At 57.4% G+C, this 17887-nt stretch carries 21 protein-coding genes; 13 read left to right on the top strand and 8 right to left on the bottom strand.

Going from position 1 to position 17887, the window contains the following annotated elements:
* Positions 1-449: 449 nt before the first annotated feature.
* Both ACTHND_RS05815 and ACTHND_RS05820 read right to left on the bottom strand, forming a co-directional pair.
* Entirely contained in the window at positions 450-1283 is an 834-nt protein-coding gene (locus ACTHND_RS05815; protein WP_440176673.1) for a DUF1499 domain-containing protein, read from the bottom strand.
* Between the two features lie 177 nt (positions 1284-1460).
* The gene (locus tag ACTHND_RS05820) at positions 1461-2882 is read right to left on the bottom strand and encodes an AAA family ATPase (RefSeq protein ID WP_440176675.1); all 1422 of its coding nucleotides are present in this window, start codon (positions 2880-2882) and stop codon (positions 1461-1463) included.
* 108 nt (positions 2883-2990) lie between these two features.
* On the opposite strand from ACTHND_RS05820, the gene ACTHND_RS05825 reads away from it, so the two are divergent.
* A complete protein-coding gene (locus ACTHND_RS05825; protein ID WP_440176677.1) occupies positions 2991-3599 on the top strand; it encodes an HAD family hydrolase in 609 nt (202 codons plus the stop codon).
* Here the strand turns inward: ACTHND_RS05825 and pdxH are convergent, their stop codons facing one another.
* Positions 3600-4262, bottom strand: a complete 663-nt coding sequence (gene pdxH, locus ACTHND_RS05830; protein ID WP_440176680.1) for a pyridoxamine 5'-phosphate oxidase — start codon at positions 4260-4262, stop codon at positions 3600-3602.
* A 114-nt stretch (positions 4263-4376) separates the two neighbouring features.
* Here pdxH and ACTHND_RS05835 point away from each other — a divergent pair, with 114 nt between their 5' ends.
* Positions 4377-5144, top strand: a complete 768-nt coding sequence (locus tag ACTHND_RS05835; RefSeq protein WP_440176682.1) for a DnaJ C-terminal domain-containing protein — start codon at positions 4377-4379, stop codon at positions 5142-5144.
* Between the two features lie 73 nt (positions 5145-5217).
* A complete protein-coding gene (locus ACTHND_RS05840; RefSeq protein WP_440176684.1) occupies positions 5218-5943 on the top strand; it encodes a GNAT family N-acetyltransferase in 726 nt (241 codons plus the stop codon).
* Here the strand turns inward: ACTHND_RS05840 and ACTHND_RS05845 are convergent.
* Positions 5940-7211, bottom strand: coding sequence for a dicarboxylate/amino acid:cation symporter (locus tag ACTHND_RS05845; protein WP_440176686.1), 1272 nt, complete (start codon positions 7209-7211; stop codon positions 5940-5942). The two genes, ACTHND_RS05840 and ACTHND_RS05845, sit on opposite strands and share 4 nt — an antisense overlap.
* Positions 7212-7339: 128 nt before the next feature.
* Between ACTHND_RS05845 and aroC the strand changes: the two genes are divergently transcribed.
* The 4 genes from aroC to ACTHND_RS05865 all read left to right on the top strand — a co-directional run bounded on the left by aroC (position 7340) and on the right by ACTHND_RS05865 (position 10050).
* Positions 7340-8443, top strand: coding sequence for a chorismate synthase (aroC, locus tag ACTHND_RS05850; protein WP_440176688.1), 1104 nt, complete (start codon positions 7340-7342; stop codon positions 8441-8443).
* Between the two features lie 2 nt (positions 8444-8445).
* On the top strand, positions 8446-8751 hold the full coding sequence (locus ACTHND_RS05855; RefSeq protein ID WP_440176690.1) for a hypothetical protein: 306 nt from the start codon (positions 8446-8448) through the stop codon (positions 8749-8751).
* Between the two features lie 66 nt (positions 8752-8817).
* Entirely contained in the window at positions 8818-9531 is a 714-nt protein-coding gene (locus ACTHND_RS05860) for a pirin family protein (RefSeq protein WP_440176692.1), read from the top strand.
* Positions 9532-9582: 51 nt separating this feature from the next.
* Positions 9583-10050, top strand: coding sequence for a hypothetical protein (locus ACTHND_RS05865; RefSeq protein ID WP_440176694.1), 468 nt, complete (start codon positions 9583-9585; stop codon positions 10048-10050).
* 1 nt (position 10051) lies between these two features.
* On the opposite strand, the gene queE is transcribed toward ACTHND_RS05865, so the two are convergent.
* Together queE and queC are read right to left on the bottom strand one after the other, a co-directional pair.
* Entirely contained in the window at positions 10052-10687 is a 636-nt protein-coding gene (gene queE / locus ACTHND_RS05870; protein ID WP_440176843.1) for a 7-carboxy-7-deazaguanine synthase, read from the bottom strand.
* On the bottom strand, positions 10684-11424 hold the full coding sequence (gene queC / locus ACTHND_RS05875) for a 7-cyano-7-deazaguanine synthase QueC (protein WP_440176696.1): 741 nt from the start codon (positions 11422-11424) through the stop codon (positions 10684-10686). Before queC ends, queE begins: the two co-directional genes overlap by 4 nt.
* A gap of 145 nt (positions 11425-11569) precedes the next feature.
* Between queC and ACTHND_RS05880 the strand changes: the two genes are divergently transcribed.
* The 5 genes from ACTHND_RS05880 (at position 11570) to ACTHND_RS05900 (ending at position 14208) form a co-directional block, all read left to right on the top strand.
* Positions 11570-12019 carry a PaaI family thioesterase gene (locus tag ACTHND_RS05880; RefSeq protein ID WP_440176698.1) on the top strand — a complete coding sequence of 150 codons (450 nt, stop codon included), beginning with the start codon at positions 11570-11572 and terminating at the stop codon, positions 12017-12019.
* Between the two features lie 11 nt (positions 12020-12030).
* Positions 12031-12459 (top strand): PaaI family thioesterase, encoded by a 429-nt coding sequence (locus ACTHND_RS05885; RefSeq protein WP_440176845.1) that lies wholly within the window; start codon positions 12031-12033, stop codon positions 12457-12459.
* Positions 12460-12581: 122 nt separating this feature from the next.
* The gene (locus ACTHND_RS05890) at positions 12582-12950 is read left to right on the top strand and encodes a hypothetical protein (protein WP_440176700.1); all 369 of its coding nucleotides are present in this window, start codon (positions 12582-12584) and stop codon (positions 12948-12950) included.
* A gap of 69 nt (positions 12951-13019) precedes the next feature.
* Positions 13020-13451, top strand: coding sequence for a hypothetical protein (locus ACTHND_RS05895; RefSeq protein WP_440176702.1), 432 nt, complete (start codon positions 13020-13022; stop codon positions 13449-13451).
* A gap of 112 nt (positions 13452-13563) precedes the next feature.
* Positions 13564-14208: a S24 family peptidase gene (locus tag ACTHND_RS05900; RefSeq protein ID WP_440176704.1), complete on the top strand. Its 645-nt coding sequence runs from the start codon at positions 13564-13566 to the stop codon at positions 14206-14208.
* Positions 14209-14344: 136 nt separating this feature from the next.
* Here the strand turns inward: ACTHND_RS05900 and ACTHND_RS05905 are convergent, their stop codons facing one another.
* Both ACTHND_RS05905 and ACTHND_RS05910 read right to left on the bottom strand, forming a co-directional pair.
* Positions 14345-15526, bottom strand: a complete 1182-nt coding sequence (locus tag ACTHND_RS05905) for a serine hydrolase domain-containing protein (RefSeq protein WP_440176706.1) — start codon at positions 15524-15526, stop codon at positions 14345-14347.
* A gap of 57 nt (positions 15527-15583) precedes the next feature.
* Positions 15584-17251, bottom strand: coding sequence for a lysine--tRNA ligase (locus ACTHND_RS05910; RefSeq protein WP_440176708.1), 1668 nt, complete (start codon positions 17249-17251; stop codon positions 15584-15586).
* Positions 17252-17470: 219 nt separating this feature from the next.
* Between ACTHND_RS05910 and ACTHND_RS05915 the strand changes: the two genes are divergently transcribed.
* Complete coding sequence (locus ACTHND_RS05915) at positions 17471-17884, top strand: MerR family transcriptional regulator (protein WP_440176710.1); 414 nt, start codon at positions 17471-17473, stop codon at positions 17882-17884.
* The last annotated feature ends 3 nt before the right edge of the window (positions 17885-17887 follow it).

Consider the following 17887-nt stretch of genomic DNA (forward strand, 5'->3'; position numbering starts at 1 on the left):
TTATTATCGTTTTCCGGTTAATTTGACCAACACGAATACGCGTAATTCAGAAAGCTAAATTCATAGTATTTCTTTTAAAATCAAATGATAGAAACAAAGATATGAAGCGCCGCATCATCGGGGCGGAGGCAAATAAATTCCCCCAAATAGGTATGTTATGCCGAAAATTATTTCAGGCGATTTTGCGTTGCCAGCAGACTCAAATTGGCAAAAATATCAGAACAGATGCAGATTCGACGCATCGTTTCTAACGTCTTACATGGACATATGTGGTCGATGTAACCGCTTCCGGCTGGTAACTGGCAGCCAGAACATGTATCAAAAGAAGACTGAGCAGCGCGGTTACAATCCGCTGCGAACGCTTTGATAAATATATAAAAAGTGCCGAATTCATGTCTATCCCGTCCTGATTTCTCAGGAGGGAAGCAAACCGTGAGCCAGCCGTTAGATCAGCCAGCCGCTGCAGCGGGAAACGGCATGGCTCTGATTTTCTGGACGATTTCGGTGACGCGGCGACAGTTCGCACCGAGATCGGGAATATTGTAACGACTTACCGAGCGAACATCGACGCTGCGCGGGTCAATCCGGATGACGATATCCGATTTGAAACCGTAGAAATTGTCCTGGTAGGTGGCTTCCACGCGCCAGGGAGAGGTGCCGAAAACCGTATAGTGGTTCTGCTTAAGCATGGTGACAATCGCCGGAATCTGATCTTCTGTTACGACCAGATTATCGATTGTCTTCGCGGCTGGGCAGGTCGCTTCGTTGATGGCGGCAATGGTTTTCCCCCCCCAATCGAGCGATTCGTTGCGCGGCACCCGCGGCAAATCCTCGATCGGCAAGGCATCCCGGCCTCTTAACGTCACCATCTTATCCGAAAAGCTCAGCGGCCGATCCCAGTTGGTGGCAACGTCGGCAATAGGCGGATAATCCTTGAGCAATTTGTGATACCAGGCATAGCCGCCAAGCAGACCGCCAGCGATCACAACTGCCGCCAGGGCCCAGGGCGCACGGTACTTTGGACACTTGAAAAGTGAAATCAGCAGGGACAGCGCTGCCACGGCCAAGGCCACCATCGCCATACGCGGACCGATACCCAGGGTCAGCGTCTTGAACCCCAAATCCAGGCTGATATAGCCCAGATGCGTGATCATCATTGTGCCCAGAAGGAACAGAGCCGTGATGACCGAAACCATGAACGCCAGGTGCGCAAAGGCAAATCCCTTCTTCCGCGCCTTATGCGGCGTGCCATTATAGGCATTATCGGAATGCGGATCGGACACTCGGCACCTCCCAGGCTATGGCGGGTTTTGGTCAACGCAAATTAGCTCAAGGAAAGCTTGCGTCACGCCCTTACCTTCAAAACACGAAAAACAACGGCAAGAAAGTTAAATATTCAACATTATTACACGGCTATGAAACCGCATTGGCCGACCTGAAACACATGATTTTCAGGACTTTCAGGCGCTTTCAATATGCCACAAAATCGTTGACAGATCAATATCTTGCTGGTTGATAGCAATGTCAGGCGTTGCGTCAGAGACATCATTCAGGCGGTCAGCGACACGACGCCCGCGCACCGCCGCCGGTAGGTCGAGCCAGAGCCCTTTAAAGGCCGCGTTTTGCTGACGCGCAAGGTCTGCGCAACGATCCCGCAAGGCAGATTCACGAAACGTGGCATCCAGAACAACCGATTGTCCGGCTGTCAGAATGGTCTGCGTCAGGGCAAACATATGATCATAGACCCGCACATTTTCAGCGGGCGAATAGGCTTCCTTCGGCAGGGTGTCATATTCTGGCCAGGCCCACAGACGTTTGCGGATTTCATCGCTGCGCAGGATGACGGCGCCGGGCGCCCGGCCGATCCGCGGCGCTTCCTGACGAGCGCGCGTGCTTTTGCCCGAACCGGACAGGCCGCCTATCGCCATCAGTTGTGCCGGCTGCATCTCCAGAAAGTCCTGCGCCGCTTTGAGATACATCCGGGCCTTGTCCATGCCGCCATGAGGATCATGTGCCGAATTTGCGCTGACGTGACAGCGCACGGCCGCGCGCATCGACACATAAAGCGGCAGGCATTTCAGCCCGGCATAAACGGCTGAGGCATCCCCTTCAAGGCGTGCCGCCTGCTCCAGCCAGATATTCAGCACCAGATTGGCCGCCGCCTCATGCCCCCTCACCCACAGATCCATCAGCAGGAAGGCCAGGTCATACAGCACGTCAATCTGGCTCAGGCGGTCATTGAATTCGATGCAGTCGAACAGGACGGGCTTACCATGCTCGATCAGGATATTGCCAAGATGCAGATCTCCATGGCAATGGCGGACAAAGCCCCCTGCAAACCGCGCCTCTAAGGCCGGCGCCAATTCGCCATAGGCCGTCCGTATGGTCCTATCATAGGCGTCAACCAAGTCAGTTCCGAGTTGTTCACGAAACAAGGCTATGTTTTCACGATTTGAATCAATCACATATTTTGTATTGCTGACGTGGTGCTTATCGCCGCATATCTCGGAGCCGGCATGAAAGCGGGCGATCAGTCGCCCCAGATCCCGCATCTGGCCCGGATCCGGCATCCAGCGCGACCGGCTGGCACTTTGCGCCGCCAGGACGCCGGCCGTATCGAAACGGCGCATGACCAGTATGCTCTCACCGGCAATTTCCTCGACGCCGAGATATATGTCCGCCGCCAGGCGCTGATTGAAGCGCAGTTCCCGCAGCAAGGCTGTCCGGCGTTTTTCCGGCGTGGTGAAATCAAGAAAACCGTAATCGACGCTTTTCTTGAGCTTGTAGGCCCGTTCACCCTTCAGCACGACGGTCGCGCACGAGGTTTCAATCACTTCGTCGGCGCCTTCACGGAGATAATCGAGAGCCTGACTTAACGACACAAACCTTTTCCCTCAGTTCCATAACTGCCAAACCGGCTAAGCCGCTTTTGTCGTCCTGGCAAGCAGATTAGCCTTGACCTCCACAGTCTTGTCTACCAGATGACAGGCATGACGACGCCCGCCTCCCTGCCCGTCGATATTGAGGCAATAATCTTCGACTGCGACGGCACCCTGGCCGATACCTTCGGCGCTCATTTCCGTGCTTTTCGTGACATTCTGGCGGATTATCAGGTCGTCTTTGAGGCGGAATTTTATCACGCCCGACTGGGCCTGTCGCGCTATCAGTTGCTGGAGGAATTGAAGCAGGCGCAAGGCAAGCCCTTTGATGAACAGGCCGTCGCCGAGCACAATACCGCGGCATTTCTGGCTCATCTGCCAGCCATCCAGCCAATTCCTTACACGCACGACATTCTGCGCAGCCAATATGGGCGGCTCAAGCTGGGCGTCGCCTCCGGAGGTCAGCGCTCTATTGTCGAGGCCACACTGAAAGCCATCGGCGTGTACGATATGCTCGATACCTTTGTGACCATTGAGGATACCGGTGTGGGCAAGCCAGCCCCCGATCTTTACCTGTTGGCTGCGGAACGGTTGGAAATCGCGCCCCGTTTCGTTCTGGCTTACGAAGACAGTGACGAAGGCATGGAAGCCGCGGAACGCGCCGGGATGCGCGTTATCGATATCCGGCCTTTTTATAGGACCGATCCAGCCAGGTGGTAATCAGGGGTAGAGCCTGGTGCGCGACCAGTTGCCGCTGGTTGTCTCGCGGCGGAACTGAAGGCGATCATGCAGGCGGAAGGGCTTGTCGCGCCAGAATTCGATGCTGAGCGGGGCCACGCGGAAGCCGGTCCAGTGCGGTGGGCGATCGATCTTGCCCAGACCGAACTTCAAACCATATTCCGCCACCTTCTTTTCCAGGGCGAACCGGTTCTCCAGCGGCCGTGACTGATCAGACGCCCAAGCGCCGATCTGGCTTTGCCGCGCGCGACTGTGGAAATAGGCATCGGCCTCGGCATCGCTGACACGCATCACCTCGCCCCGGATGCGCACCTGGCGACGCAGGGACTTCCAGTGAAACAAAAGCGCCGCCTTCGGATCCTGCGCCAATTGCTGACCTTTTGCGCTCAAGGTATTGGTATAAAAGACAAAACCGGCCTCATCGAAATCCTTCAACAGCACCATGCGCACATCAGGCAGGCCATCGGCATCGACTGTGGCGACCGCCATCGCGTTTGGGTCATTCAACTCCTTGGCACCGGCGTCTTTCAACCATTGACCGAACAGGGCAAAGGGCTCGCCGGCATCGATCTCGGCCTCATGCGCCGCATGGGCCTCGGCATATTCATCGGCGGAAGGGCTGGGCGGGATCAGCGAATCGGTCATGGCGGGCTTAAGACTTTGAAAAGGATAATCAGGCATTAATTTCAGGCTACGACGCTGAAAATCAGCGCCGGCTCCACGCGTTTCAGAATGGACTTCGGAGGCCAGAACTTCAAGATGGCGGAGTTAAAAACAGAGGCCGAGGCGCTCGAAGAACTGGGCCTGACAGCTACAGCCCCCGATGAAGCTATCCGTGCCGCCTTCCGTCAGCGTCTGAAGCAGGCGCATCCGGACCTGAATGGCGGCACGGACGCACAACTCAGGCGGCTGATCCTGGCGCGGGATATGCTGACATCCGACACTAATACACCTTTAAAACAGACAGATTTTCCTCAACAATTCGACAGGAACGAGCATCGGTCTCATGGCGCGAGACCTCTGCATATCAGCCTGCATCAAGCCCTTTTCGGCGGCAGCGTTTCGATGAATGTTCCGGCGTTGGAATTTGCCGAAGCGGACGAGCCCCTGGCCTCCTTGATCGAAACCAGGAACCTGCACATTATACTGCCGCCGGGCCTGAGGGATGGAGCCGTGGTCAATCTGGCCTGTGACGCCTATCCCGGACAAAGGCTTTTCAGCATTCACATCAAAACAGATGACGATTGCCGCGTCTGGGGCGAGGATATCTGGATGATAGCCACGATCGAAAGCCGCTTTTTGCGTGGCGGCGGTCAAACGACAATTGATACCCCGCATGGGCCGCGACATATCAGTATTGCTACTCGGACACCCTCAGGCGCCAGCCTCTGCCTGAAGGGCCAGGGACTGCCGGCTACGGAAACAGCATCCGCCGGCGATCTGCACATCCGTCTGGAAGCCTGCCCCGACAGTCTTCGTCCGGCCGGTCACGTCCTCACCGATTTCCGCCAGCGCTGGGCGTCATAATCCAAAACAAAATGCGATTTTCCCGCGCCCCTCACCTGTGCCATGACAACGGCAAATAAACGGGGATTCGCACATGGCACTCAGTTACGACACTTTCAGCCCATCACTTGGCATCCGCCAGGATGCCTTTGGCAACCCCATTGGCAAGGCGGTGGAGGGTTGGCAGGGCTGCACCCGATTGCCAGATACGGAACTCCTCGGACGGACCTGCCGGCTGGAGCCTTATGATATTGCTCATGCCGAAGGACTTTACAGCGCCTATGTCGAGGATGACGGCCGCATGTGGAGCTACCTGCCCTATGGCCCGTTCGACAGCGCCCAAGCCGTCAACGATAGTATCCAGGACTGGCAGAAAAACAGAGGCTTACATACTTTTGTTATTATGAAGAATGAGCAGCCGGTCGGCCATGCCAGCTTTATGCGTTATGATTTGACGCACGGCAGCGTTGAGGTTGGCGGCGTCACCTTTTCACCGGCCCTGCAACGTTCCACCGTGGCGACCGAAGCCATGTATCTGATGATAAAGCACGCTTTCGATCATGGCTATCGCCGCTACGAATGGAAATGCAACCAGCTCAACATACCATCGAGCCTCGCAGCGTTGCGACTGGGCTTCAGCTTCGAGGGCGTCTTTCGCAACCATCAGGTGGCACGTGAAGGTCGGCGCGATACGGCATGGTACTCCGTCATTGCGGAGGAATGGCCTCAGGTCCGCGCGCGCCTCGAAGCCTGGCTTGATCCGGCCAATTTCGATGCGGATGGCATACAGCGTAAAGCCCTGAGCGCTATTCCGCTTTAAATCTCAGCCGCTGAAACCGCAGCCGGCGGCTTTGTCAACAGAGGCGAGTCCTTCTCGATCATGCCGTTTTCGCGCGCCACCAGAGTCGGCACCAGAATCTGGCTGGTGACGTTTGTTGCCGTGCGCATCATATCGAGGATACGGTCGATCGCCGCCAGGATTGCCAGACCTTCCAGCGGCAGGCCGGCCGTGGAAAGCGTCACGGTCAGCATGACCGTCGCCACGCCGGGCACGCCGGCTGTGGCCAGAGACCCCAGGATCGAGGCCAGGGCGATCAGCAGATAGTGCTCCGGCGTCAGCACAATATGGAAATAGTTGGCGATGAAGATCGAGGAAATCGCCGGATAGATGGCGCCGCAACCGTCCATCTTCATATTGGCACCAAGCGGCAGGGCAAAACCGGCATAGGACTTCGGCAGTTTCAGATTTTCTGTCGCCACAGCCAGGGAAACCGGCAAGGTGCCGATCGAGGAACAGGTGAAGAAAGCCGTCTGCTGGGCGGTGAAAATGCCCTTGTAGAAGCCCGTCACCCGCAGGCCATGCAGTTTGAGCAGGATCGGGTAAACAACAAAAATTTCCGTCAGACAGCCAAGATAGATCAGGCCGATATAGGGAATCAGCGGCTTGAGCGCTTCCAGGCCGTAGCTCGCCACAACCGAGCCGATCAGGCCGAACACCCCGATCGGCGTTAGCTGGATTATCCAGCGCGTCAGCCTGAACATGACCTGAGAGCCCTGCTCAATTAAATCCGACAAGCCCTTGGTTTTCTGACCTAAAGCGCCGAGCGCCGCGCCTACCAGTATGGCGAAGAAGACGATGCTGAGTATCTTGCCATCGGCAAAGCTCTTGAAGATGTTCGATGGCACAATGCCGGTTATGACCTCAACCGGGCCAGGGATCGGATCGTGCGCCTCGACGACCAGTGGCAGACCGGCCAGGCCCGCGCCCGGCTGGAAATAGATGCCGATAGCGAGCCCTACTGAAACGGCGATTGCGGAGGTAATCATGAACCAGATGATGGTCTGGGCGCCCAGCTTGACCGCGCGGCCACCAGTCCCCTCCTCGCCATGCCCCAGGCGTGCGATGGAAGCGGCGATAGTGAAAAAGACCAGCGGCGCCACCAGCATCTTGATGGCGCGGATAAAGGTATCGCCGATCGGATTGAGAAAGGGCAAGGCGTCCTTGCCCCAGTACAGCGCCACACCGATACCCGCCGCGAAGGCGACCAGGGTTTTCAGCCAGAACGGAATTTTACCAAGCCAAGCCATGACAATACTTTCAGCCGAAACCAATTGACCGATATATGGGCGTACATTCAAACCTTTACACACTAAAAAAATTGCACGGTCAGTTAAACGCGGCTAAAGCCAGTGGGAAATCTACAGGCTGCAATTCCATGTCCCACAATACCTTCGGTCATCTGTTTCGTGTCACCACCTGGGGCGAAAGCCATGGTCCGGCGCTGGGCTGCGTCATCGATGGCTGCCCGCCGGGAATCGCGCTTTCCGAAGCGGATATCCAGTGGGCCATGGATCGCCGCAAGCCGGGCGGTTCGCGTTTCGTCACCCAGCGCCGCGAGGCCGATGAAGCAAAAATCCTCTCTGGCGTCTTCGAAGGCGTCACCACCGGCACGCCCATCTCCATCCTGATCGAGAACACGGACCAGCGCTCGAAGGATTATGGCGACATCGCCAAACAGTTCCGCCCCGGACATGCCGATTACACCTACTTCGCCAAGTACGGCGTGCGCGATTATCGCGGCGGCGGCCGCTCCTCCGCCCGTGAAACCGCTGCGCGCGTGGCGGCCGGCGCCGTGGCGCTGAAAGTTTTGCAGGTACTGGTCGGTGAGCAGGTCAAGGTGCGCGGGGCCTTATCACAACTCGGCATCCACAAGGCGGCACGCGGCAACTGGGATTGGGAAGAGGTCGGCAACAATCCCTTCTTCTGCCCTGACCCGGCCTCGGTGACCCTGTGGGAAGACTATCTCGACGGCATCCGCAAGGCGGGCTCCTCCATCGGCGCCGTGGTCGAGGTTCAGGCCGAAGGCATCCCCGCCGGCTGGGGCGCCCCGATCTATGGCAAGCTCGATTCCGAACTGGCTTCGGCCCTGATGAGCATCAATGCCTGCAAGGGCGTCGAGATCGGCGAAGGCTTCGGCGCGGCCGAACTTTCGGGCGAGGAAAACGCCGATGAAATGCGCATGGGGCCAGACGGCCCGGCATTCAAGTCCAACCATGCCGGCGGTATCCTGGGCGGCATTTCCACCGGCCAGACGGTTGTGGCGCGCATGGCGCTGAAGCCGACCTCCTCCATCCTCACCAAACGCGAAAGCATCGACGTCAAAGGCAATGAGGTCGAACTGCTGACCAAGGGCCGCCATGATCCGTGCGTCGGCATCCGCGCCGTACCGGTGGCCGAAGCCATGATGTCCTGCGTGCTGCTCGATGCTTACCTCAGGCATCGCGGCCAGACGGGTGGCGCGGCGTTTGAAGTGAGCTGAGGATGTACGAACACCTGTCTGAAATCGAACCGAATATCATTTCAAAAAATCTGATATTACGAGATGGCGGACATTTAGTGTTCCTTGACTACGCCAAGGTTCCTCATATTCGAGGAGGCATTACTAACCTGCTACGATTTAATGCCGTTGGCCTCAGAATGTGGGCTGCGGAAGCCATTGAACATGGCGATGTTTTTACGAGCATGGAACTGAATGGCGAGACAATTCACGCATTTACCTGGTCATGCTTTTCCGTTGTGATCGATCTTGATTCAGGTCGAATAAGATCGCGCATTTTCACAAAATAAACGCCTATTGTAATTGGTCAAGTTACACTTATATATCGGGTCACAGTTCAAGAGGGAGCGTTTCTCATGATCGATAAAAGACCTTACAACCAACTCGGTGGCGCCAATCATGGCTGGCTGAATGCCAAGCACCATTTTTCATTCGCCTCCTATTATGATCCGGCCAAGATGGGCTGGGGCAGCTTGCGCGTCTGGAACGACGACGAGATCAAGTCACAGACCGGTTTCCCCCCGCATCCGCACAATGACATGGAAATCATCACCTATGTCCGCGAAGGCGCCATTACCCACCAGGATTCCCTTGGCAACAAGGGACGCACGGAAGCAGGTGATGTCCAGGTAATGTCGGCTGGCACCGGCATCCGCCACTCGGAATATAATCTGGAAAGCGACACCACTAAGATCTTCCAGATCTGGGTCGAGCCCAGTGTGCGCGGTGAACCGCCCGCCTGGGGCGCCAAGCCCTTTCCCAAGGGGGACCGTGCCGGCAAGTTCGTCACCCTCGCCTCCGGCTTCAAAGGCGATGAAGACGCCCTGCTGATCCGCACGCCGGCCCGTCTGCTCGGCGCCACCCTGCTGAAGGACCAGTCCGAATCCTACACGCCGGTCGCCGCTCCCGAAGGCCAGACACGCCACCTCTATCTGGTGGTGGCGCGCGGCAAGGTCAGCGTCAATGGCGTCGAACTCGATGAACGCGACGGCGCGGCTATCAAGGACGAAGCCTCGCTCGATATCCGGGCGCTGGAAGACGCCGAGGTCGTGCTGCTGGATGCCGCTTAAGGCTTGAAGCGCCTCCGGAAGGTGTTACCATACACCTTCCGGAGGTATTTGATGCGCACTCTTCTTTTTGTTGCCACCTCATTACTGGCTTTAACGGCTTGCTCTCCGGCGCATCAGGCGGAGGTGGCCAGCGCCGAATCAGCCGCCGGCTCCGCCGTCATGTCGGCTATTACACCGCCTCCCGGCAGTTCGGCGCATATATTGGGCGGTGTCGATCTCGACAAATCCATCACCCTGGTGGGCACAGAACCCTTCTGGAACATCCTGTTCGGTGATGGCCGCCTGGTCTTTTCCAGCCCGGATTCGCACCTTGGCCGCACGGTGTCGGCACCATTCATTCTTAATAAAGACGGCGCCGAATGGCATGACGAGGATATGGATATTTATCTGACTCCGGTACGCTGCTCGGATGGCATGAGCGACCGTGGCTATCCGCTGAAAGCCATCGTGCATATCGGGGAAACGGTTTTGAAAGGCTGCGCCAACAACACATCGCGCCTGCCCCAGAACCGTCCCTGAGTTACTTCAATCCGACCAGTTTGTGCGTCTGGACACTCATGCGCCATTGCGGATACTTCAGGCAATAATCGATCACCGCCTGGGTATTAGCGGCCTGCTGCGGATCGTCTTTAGGCTGGAGGTAATAACGCTCGAAATCCAGGGCGAGAAATTCCGCCGGATTAACGCCTTCCTGCGGCCAGACCAGTTTCAGCTCCTGACCTTGGGTTTGATGCAGGCGGTTGTCCGCCTTTGGGCTGACGCAGATCCAGTCAATTCCGTCCGGTGCCATCAGGGTGCCATTGGTCTCGACGGCGATGTAATAGCCAGCGGCCTTGACCGCATGGATCAGGTCCGCATCCAGTTGCAGCAGAGGCTCACCGCCAGTGAATACCACAGCCTTATCGGCGGAACGCCCCTCCCCCCAGACAGCATCCAGCGCTGTCACGACATCGGCAGGTGTTGCGAACTTGCCCCCATTCTCGCCATCCGTGCCAACGAAGTCCGTGTCGCAGAAGGTGCACGCAGCCGTAGCGCGGTCCTGTTCCCGGCCGCTCCACAGATTGCAGCCGGCAAAGCGCGCGAAGACATTGACGCGCCCCGCCTGCCCGCCCTCGCCTTGCAGGGTCAGAAAAATTTCCTTGAAACTGTACATCAGCGCTCCGCCGGCGTCCGGGCTTCAAGAAAGTGCTCGAAGCCGGTTTTACGCAACTGGCAGGCCGGGCATTCGCCGCAGCCATAGCCCCAGGCGTGACGCTCGGCACGCACACCCTTGTAGCAGGTCGTGGTCTCCTCAAGGATCAGATCAACCAGGGCCTCGCCGCCCAGTTCCTCCGAAAGCGCCCAGGTCTGGGCTTTGTCGATCCACATCAGCGGCGTATGGATTTCATACGGCCGCTCGATACCCAGTTGCAGCACGGTCTGCATGGCCTGCAGGGTATCGTTGCGGCAATCGGGATAACCGGAGAAGTCCGTCTCGCACATGCCGCCGACCAGGTGATCCAGGCCGCGCCGGTCGGCCACCGCCGCCGCATAGACGAAGAACACCAGGTTGCGGCCCGGTACAAAGGAGGACGGCAGGCCGCGTTCGGTCATGACGATCTCGGTCTCGCGCGTCAGTGAGGATTCCGCCACGGCGCCGAAGCCGCGCAGATCGCAGACATGGTCTTCACCTAGACGTGTCGACCACTCCGGAAAAGTCTCGCGGAACTTTTCCAGCACCGTCGTGCGGGTCGTCATCTCGATCGAATGACGCTGGCCGTAATCGAACCCGATCGTCTCCACGCGATCGAAATGGGTCAGCGCCCAGGCCAGGCAGACGCTGGAATCCTGCCCCCCGGAAAAGAGAACAAGCGCGGATTTGGCGGCGGGAACATGATCCAGAGACGCGGACATGGGACGAAAACTTTCGGTGTTGTGAAGTTTCCATCTAAAACGCGCCTTTGCGGCGTTTTGCAAGCCTTTTTGACGCGGCGCAAAACCGGTTTCCTTTGACGTTTACGTCAAGCTGGCCAATTATGCCGAGCCAGAGGTGCAGCCCATGACCCAGCCTTTTTCCGACATGTTCGGCACGATTGTCGACAACACGCCCTATATGAAAGCAATCGGCGCCTATTTCGCCGGCGTATCAGAAGACGGTGTCACCATGGCCCTGCCCTGGCGCGAAGACCTGGTCGGTGATCCTGAAACCCGTGTCATCGCCTCCGGCGTCGTTACGGCACTGCTCGATAACTGTTGCGGCATGGCGGTATGGGACAAGATCAACGCATTCAAACCCGTCGCCACGCTTGATTTGCGTATCGATTACATGCGCCCGGCCCTGTCCGATCACGAACTGAAGGTGACCGCCAAATGCTACAAACTGACGCGCAGTATCGGTTTCGTGCGCGCCTTCGCCTATGAAACCACTGTCGAAGATCCGGTAGCCGCGGCGCAAGGCGCTTTCATCGTGACGGCTGCGAAACCCGACGCCGGAGACGTAAAAGCATGATCGAAAAAGTAATGGCGGATACCCGCTCACAGCAGGCGCAGGAAAAATGCGATCCGGACGCGGTGTTGAAGGGTATTCCGTTCGCCAGCTTTCTGGGTGTGCGCCTGGGCCTGGCCGGCGACGAGCTGACCGCCCATCTGCCCTTCGCCCCGCATCTGATCGGTAATCCGATGATTCCGGCCCTGCATGGCGGTGTTATCGGGGCCTTCATGGAAATCACCGCCATGGCGCAATTAAAGCTCCATGGCAATTTCGACCACATACCCAAACCGATAGATGTCAACGTCCAATATCTGCGCTCCGGCAAGCCGCTTGATACCTATGCCCGGGCCGCAGTGAAACGTATCGGGCGCACCATTTCCAGCGTCGAGGTTTCCGCTTGGCAGGAAACGCGCCAAAGTCCTATTGCTACCCTGCAGGCACATTTCCTGATGGATTAATCGGGCAAACTCACCCTAAAGACGCATTTTATAATTGAACAATCTTAAATTGCTGATACCCCTATGAGGACGCAGCAATAGGGCTGCGCGTGCCCGTCTATGATTCTGAGGGATCGCACATAATGTCCAGAGAGAAAAAAATAAATGTTGCCAAAGCCTTATCAGTACAACTTCGCGCAACAGAAGAGGCCATTGATACCGCCCTGTCCGAAGCCGCTCATCTGATCGAAACCTATGTCACTTCGCGGCGAGCGATTCGCATGTCGACAATTATCGGCAACGACGTCCATCAAAATACGCTCAAAGCGATGATGGCGCTCAGCACAGCGCAGCAACACATGACTGCCGCGCACGCAAACCTGACCCTGGTGCAGGCACAAATCGGCCTCGGCAATGTCGCCGTCCTGCCGGCCGATGACAAGCCGGCCCCGCCACCGCCGGCCGGTCGTTACGCTACGCCTGTTGAGGAAGCGGTCATCGCCGCCGAATAGCCTCTTCCGGTCCAGGCGGGAATCGCGGCTTAAGTCCATTCGTGACGGGCGTCACGCGAGGACGTTTATATGCTGCATTCTCCCCTGGCCATTTTCGGCGCTGTTTTTCTGATCTTCACCAGCCTCGCGGCTTTTATCTTCGGGACATGGCGGGAAAGAGCCGGCGCGGCGCTTTATCTGGCGGCTTACCTGATCGCCAACGGGCTGAACTGGCTTAGCCATATGCAGGGCCTGAGCCATACAATAACGGATATCCTGTGCCTGATCGGATTTATCATCCTCTCCTGGAAATCGCCACATCCCTGGCCATTATGGGCGGCTGGCTTTCAACTCGCCTCCACCATGACCGGCATTTGTGACTTGCTAAACATCAATGTCTCCAAATGGGCCTACATGACGCTCCTTATCGTTTCGGCGTATGGCGTACTCCTGGCCCTGCTCGTCGGGACTTTTGCCGCCGCTCGCAGAAAATGGCAGCAACGCATAGGCGGAAGCGAATAAAATCCAGAAAATAGGTTGATTTTCCTATTATTAGATTTATTTTCCCCTGAGTTAATTGTAATTCCTATTCCGGGTGGCCCTCTCGGCCTTATCTTTTGATACGACACCTAGTATGACCCTTTCGCATAACCACATCTGGGCCGCAATCGATGCCCTGGCGAACCGGCTCAATACCACGCCGTCGGGATTGGCGCGCCTGGCGGGTCTCGACCCGACGAGTTTCAATAAATCAAAACGCGCCTCGCCGGACATTCTGCCGTCTGGCCAATCTCGGCCGCGCTGGCCGTCAACGGAAAGCCTGGCCAAGTTGCTGGAGGCCACGGGCATCAAGTTTTCCGAATTTGCCCTGCTGGCGGAAGGCCGGTCTGGCGGACAGGGTATTCCGCTGATCGGCTTCGCCCAGGCTGGTAATGAGGGATTCTTCGACGATTCTGGCTTTCCACTAGGTCAGGGCTGGGATGAAATCACCTTCCCGTCTGTCAATTCGGGCCTCTATGCGCTCGAAATTTCTGGTGATTCAATGCTGCCGCTTTACCGGGATGGCGACCGTATCCTGGTCGATCCCCATAATCAGAATCTGCGCAAGGGCGATCGCGTGGTGGTCAAGACGACCGAGGGTGAGGTTATGGCCAAGGAATTGGTACGTCTCTCCGCTCGTCAGGTGGAGTTACGTTCGCTGAATCCGGAGTTTCCGGACCGGGCCTTGGACCGGTTGCAGGTGGCTTGGATCGCGCGGATCGTGTGGGCCAGTCAGTAGAATGAATGTTACGGGGCGTGGGGTCCGTGACCCCAAGCCTTCCCTGTCTTGTTTTCTCTCCGCCCCCTGAGGGCGGGAAGTAAACAAGAGAAGAAAGATGTGGGGTCACGGCCCCCACGCCCCGTAACAATTTGCTCTATGACTTCCCCGCATAATCACCATATTCCCAATCATAGGGCACGCCAGTGTCGCCGAGAATAAATCGAACCAGATCGGCAAAAGCCGCTTCCGTGCGGACATCATTCGACAAGATCAGCACGCAACGTTTGGACATCTCAAGACAAACCAGGGTATTGGCTGTCTGGCCGTCATGCCCGCCCTTCATGAAACCATGTCCCTGCGGCCCGTCAAATACCACCACACCCAGGCCGGCATAGAGATCCTTGCGCTGCTGATCGGCAGGCAATTCATCGACGAACGGCGGGAACTGCGTCTTCGTACCGATATGCAGTTGCGGCCTGGTCATTTCCGCCCGCGAAGCGGCTGAGAGCCCTTCGCCCCGCACCAGGGCCGCAGCAAATTTCGACAGATCGTCAATGGTCGTATCCATCGAACCGGCAGCCCTTACCTTGCTGCGCTCATCATGCTCGACCGCCTCGCCCTTGTCATTGAAACCATCCGCCAGGTTCGGGCGGAAATCATCACGCCACATCAAAGAGGTGCACTTCATTCCAAGGTTTTTGAAAATACCATTCGTCAGATCACCGACATCGACGCCCAGCCCCTTGTCCTTCCGTCCCTGATCTATGGCGAACTGCAGCAGGATCAATCCCTCGCCCGAATAGGCATAACGCGTGCCGGGATCATAATGGATGCGCAGTTTCTGATCCGGTTCCAGCCACCAGAAATTGGCGAAACCGGTGGAATGGGTTAACGCCATACGCGGCGTGATCAATTTCCAGCGCGGATCATTCGCCAGATCTTTGTAGGGTCCGTACTTGTCCGGATAGATGGCATTAGTGTCGTACTCGACCAGCGGCCTGTCGAGATCATCGGCAATCGGCGTATCGAGCCCGATCCGCCCCTGATCGACCAGTTTCATGACCGTATAGGCAAAGACCGTCTTGGTCAGCGAGGCACCATACATGACCGTGTCGGTCTGGAGCGGGTCTCCCTTGGCATTGCGGACGCCGTAGCTGTGGAGATAGGCGACCTTGCCGTCATCGATAACCGCAATGGCCAGCCCCTTGCCGCCCGTCGCTTTCATGGCCTCGGCCACTTTTGCGTCTATAGCCAGTGGGGCCGGGATCGGCCGGGGCGTTGCGGCGAAGGTGGGTATGCACAACAGGGCACTGAGAGCGACGACATAACGCAGCATGACAACCTCCCGATTTTACGGAAGGTCACCACGCTGTATGCGGTACGTCAATACGGCTTAGGCGACCAGCTCGCCTTTGATACCCTGTTCGAGCAGGGCAATCGTGCGCTCTAGTCCGAAAATGGCGACGAACGAACCAAAGCGCGGCCCCTGGCTTTGGCCTAGCAAAACTTCATACAAAGCCTGAAACCACGCCCGCAAGGGCTCGAATTCATGCGCTTTTCCGACCTCAAAGACAAGGTTTTGCAGCACCTCGGCATCGCGCGTATCGGCCGGCAGTTCGCGGAACTTCGCCACCAGATCAGACATTGCCGCCTTTTCCTTCTCGTCCGGCAGACGGAAGGTTTTCGACGGCTTTACGAAGTCCTCGAAATAGTTGATCGCATAGCCTGCCAGGCGGTCGAGCACCGGTTCCGACTCCGGCGTGGCACCCGGAATATAGGCGCGGAGGAAGCCCCACAGGGTTTCCTTGTCCTGGGCATTGGCCACCGAAACCAGATTGAGCATCAGGCCGAAGGTCACCGGCGGCGACTTAATCCCCGTCTCGCCGCGCAGGACGAACCAGACCGGGTTTTCGATCTGCTTGGCCTCCTCCTGCTTCGGGAAGGCATCAAGCTGCTGGAAGAATTCGTCGGTCGCCCGCGGAATGACGTCGAAATAGAGCTTTTTGGCCGATTTCGGCGACTGGAACATGTAATAGGCCAGAGACTCCGGCGCACCGTAACGCAGCCAGTCCTCCATAGTCAGGCCGTTGCCCTTCGACTTGGAGATTTTCTGGCCGGCTTCGTCGAGGAAAAGCTCATAGTTGAAGCCCTCCGGCGGCGTCCCGCCCAACACCTTGCAAACCTGTGACGACACCTTGACCGAATCGATCAGGTCCTTGCCGGCCATTTCATAATCGACACCGAGCGCGGCCCAGCGCATGGCCCAGTCCGGCTTCCACTGCATCTTGACGTGGCCGCCCGTCACCGGCACCTCGAAGCGCTCACCCTCTTCCTCAAAGACGATCGTGCCCGCCGCCACATTGCGCTCCAGAGTCGGTACCTGGAGCACAAAACCGGTCTTCGGCGAGATCGGCAGGAAGGGCGAATAGGTGGCGCGGCGATCCGGCCCCAGGGTCGGCAACATGACCTTCTGGATATCGTCGAAACGATCCAGAGCAGTCAGAAGCGTCTGGTCGAACAGGCCGCTCTTGTAGCATTCAGTCGAAGACAGGAACTCATAGGTGAAGCCGAAGCTGTCCAGGAACGCCTTCAGGCGCGCATTGTTGTGCTGGCCGAATGACGGATATTCGCCGAAGGGATCGCGCACCACCGTGAGCGGCTTGTAAAGGTCTTCGCGCAAGATCTCGGCATTGGGAATACCATCCGGCACCTTGCGCAGGCCGTCCATGTCGTCCGAGAAGCAGATCAGGCGCGTGGCCCAGGCATTACCAGTCATGGCTTCGAAAGCCTGACGCACCATGGTGGTACGCGCCACCTCCCCGAAGGTGCCGATATGCGGCAGACCGGAAGGGCCATAGCCGGTCTCGAAGATCACCGCGCGGTCCAGCCCCTCAAAAGCCTTCAGCGCCTCATCCGTCTTGCCGGCCTCGATCAGGGAGAGCGCCTGTTTCTGGTCTTCGTGTCCCGCAATGCGCGATTTGACCAGACGCGCAATCAGGTTGCGGGCCTGTTCAAACGGCCATGCACGGCCGGCGTAAGCAAGGGAAGCAAGAGATGACATGAGGAACCGGAAACTCCATAATTTTAAAGAGGCCAAGGCTTTAAGCCGCGCGCCTCTATGCGTCAACGAAAAGCATTCGGGAAACACTCCCAGGCAACCAATAACTTAACCTCCCCTAACGGAAACATTTTCGCTTGACCCATCTGTTGAAAGCACATAACTTTACGTTGACGTAAATGTAAGATTCTGCCACTGTCTATTCAAATCCAGAAAATGCCCATGGAAACGCACCCTAAAGACTCCAATCGCACCTATTCGATCCGTCAACTTTCCAAGGAGTTCGACGTCACGGCCCGCGCCCTGCGCTTTTACGAGGACAAGGGCCTGATCTCACCGCACCGCAAAGGCCAGACGCGCCTCTATTCGCCGCGGGACCGCGCCCGCCTGCAACTGATTCTACGTGGCAAACGCCTGGGTTTCTCGCTGGTCGAGATTCATGAAATCCTCGATCTTTACACACCCAAGGATCATGGCGCCGCACAGATGCGCGCCACCCTGCACAAATATCGCGGTCAGATCGAGACTTTGAAACGCCAGCGCGAGGATATCGACGCGGCGATCAAGGACATGATCGAAGGCTGTGTCTGGCTGGAAGGTCAGATTAATGAGCTGGAAGCCGAAACCTCAAACTGATCA

Origin of the sequence: Asticcacaulis sp. (genome assembly GCF_051954415.1) — a bacterium.
Classification (GTDB): Bacteria; Pseudomonadota; Alphaproteobacteria; order Caulobacterales; family Caulobacteraceae; genus Asticcacaulis.

Bases quoted from the DNA above. Each gene is read 5' to 3' on its own strand.
- ACTHND_RS05825 (WP_440176677.1), top strand. From the start codon at position 2,991: ATGACGACGCCCGCCTCCCTGCCCGTCGATATTGAGGCAATAATCTTC.
- pdxH (WP_440176680.1), bottom strand. From the start codon at position 4,262: ATGACCGATTCGCTGATCCCGCCCAGCCCTTCCGCCGATGAATATGCC.
- ACTHND_RS05835 (WP_440176682.1), top strand. From the start codon at position 4,377: ATGGCGGAGTTAAAAACAGAGGCCGAGGCGCTCGAAGAACTGGGCCTG.
- ACTHND_RS05840 (WP_440176684.1), top strand. From the start codon at position 5,218: ATGGCACTCAGTTACGACACTTTCAGCCCATCACTTGGCATCCGCCAG.
- ACTHND_RS05845 (WP_440176686.1), bottom strand. From the start codon at position 7,211: ATGGCTTGGCTTGGTAAAATTCCGTTCTGGCTGAAAACCCTGGTCGCC.
- aroC (WP_440176688.1), top strand. From the start codon at position 7,340: ATGTCCCACAATACCTTCGGTCATCTGTTTCGTGTCACCACCTGGGGC.
- ACTHND_RS05855 (WP_440176690.1), top strand. From the start codon at position 8,446: ATGTACGAACACCTGTCTGAAATCGAACCGAATATCATTTCAAAAAAT.
- ACTHND_RS05860 (WP_440176692.1), top strand. From the start codon at position 8,818: ATGATCGATAAAAGACCTTACAACCAACTCGGTGGCGCCAATCATGGC.
- ACTHND_RS05865 (WP_440176694.1), top strand. From the start codon at position 9,583: ATGCGCACTCTTCTTTTTGTTGCCACCTCATTACTGGCTTTAACGGCT.
- queC (WP_440176696.1), bottom strand. From the start codon at position 11,424: ATGTCCGCGTCTCTGGATCATGTTCCCGCCGCCAAATCCGCGCTTGTT.
- ACTHND_RS05880 (WP_440176698.1), top strand. From the start codon at position 11,570: ATGACCCAGCCTTTTTCCGACATGTTCGGCACGATTGTCGACAACACG.
- ACTHND_RS05885 (WP_440176845.1), top strand. From the start codon at position 12,031: ATGGCGGATACCCGCTCACAGCAGGCGCAGGAAAAATGCGATCCGGAC.
- ACTHND_RS05890 (WP_440176700.1), top strand. From the start codon at position 12,582: ATGTCCAGAGAGAAAAAAATAAATGTTGCCAAAGCCTTATCAGTACAA.
- ACTHND_RS05895 (WP_440176702.1), top strand. From the start codon at position 13,020: ATGCTGCATTCTCCCCTGGCCATTTTCGGCGCTGTTTTTCTGATCTTC.
- ACTHND_RS05900 (WP_440176704.1), top strand. From the start codon at position 13,564: ATGACCCTTTCGCATAACCACATCTGGGCCGCAATCGATGCCCTGGCG.
- ACTHND_RS05905 (WP_440176706.1), bottom strand. From the start codon at position 15,526: ATGCTGCGTTATGTCGTCGCTCTCAGTGCCCTGTTGTGCATACCCACC.
- ACTHND_RS05910 (WP_440176708.1), bottom strand. From the start codon at position 17,251: ATGTCATCTCTTGCTTCCCTTGCTTACGCCGGCCGTGCATGGCCGTTT.
- ACTHND_RS05915 (WP_440176710.1), top strand. From the start codon at position 17,471: ATGGAAACGCACCCTAAAGACTCCAATCGCACCTATTCGATCCGTCAA.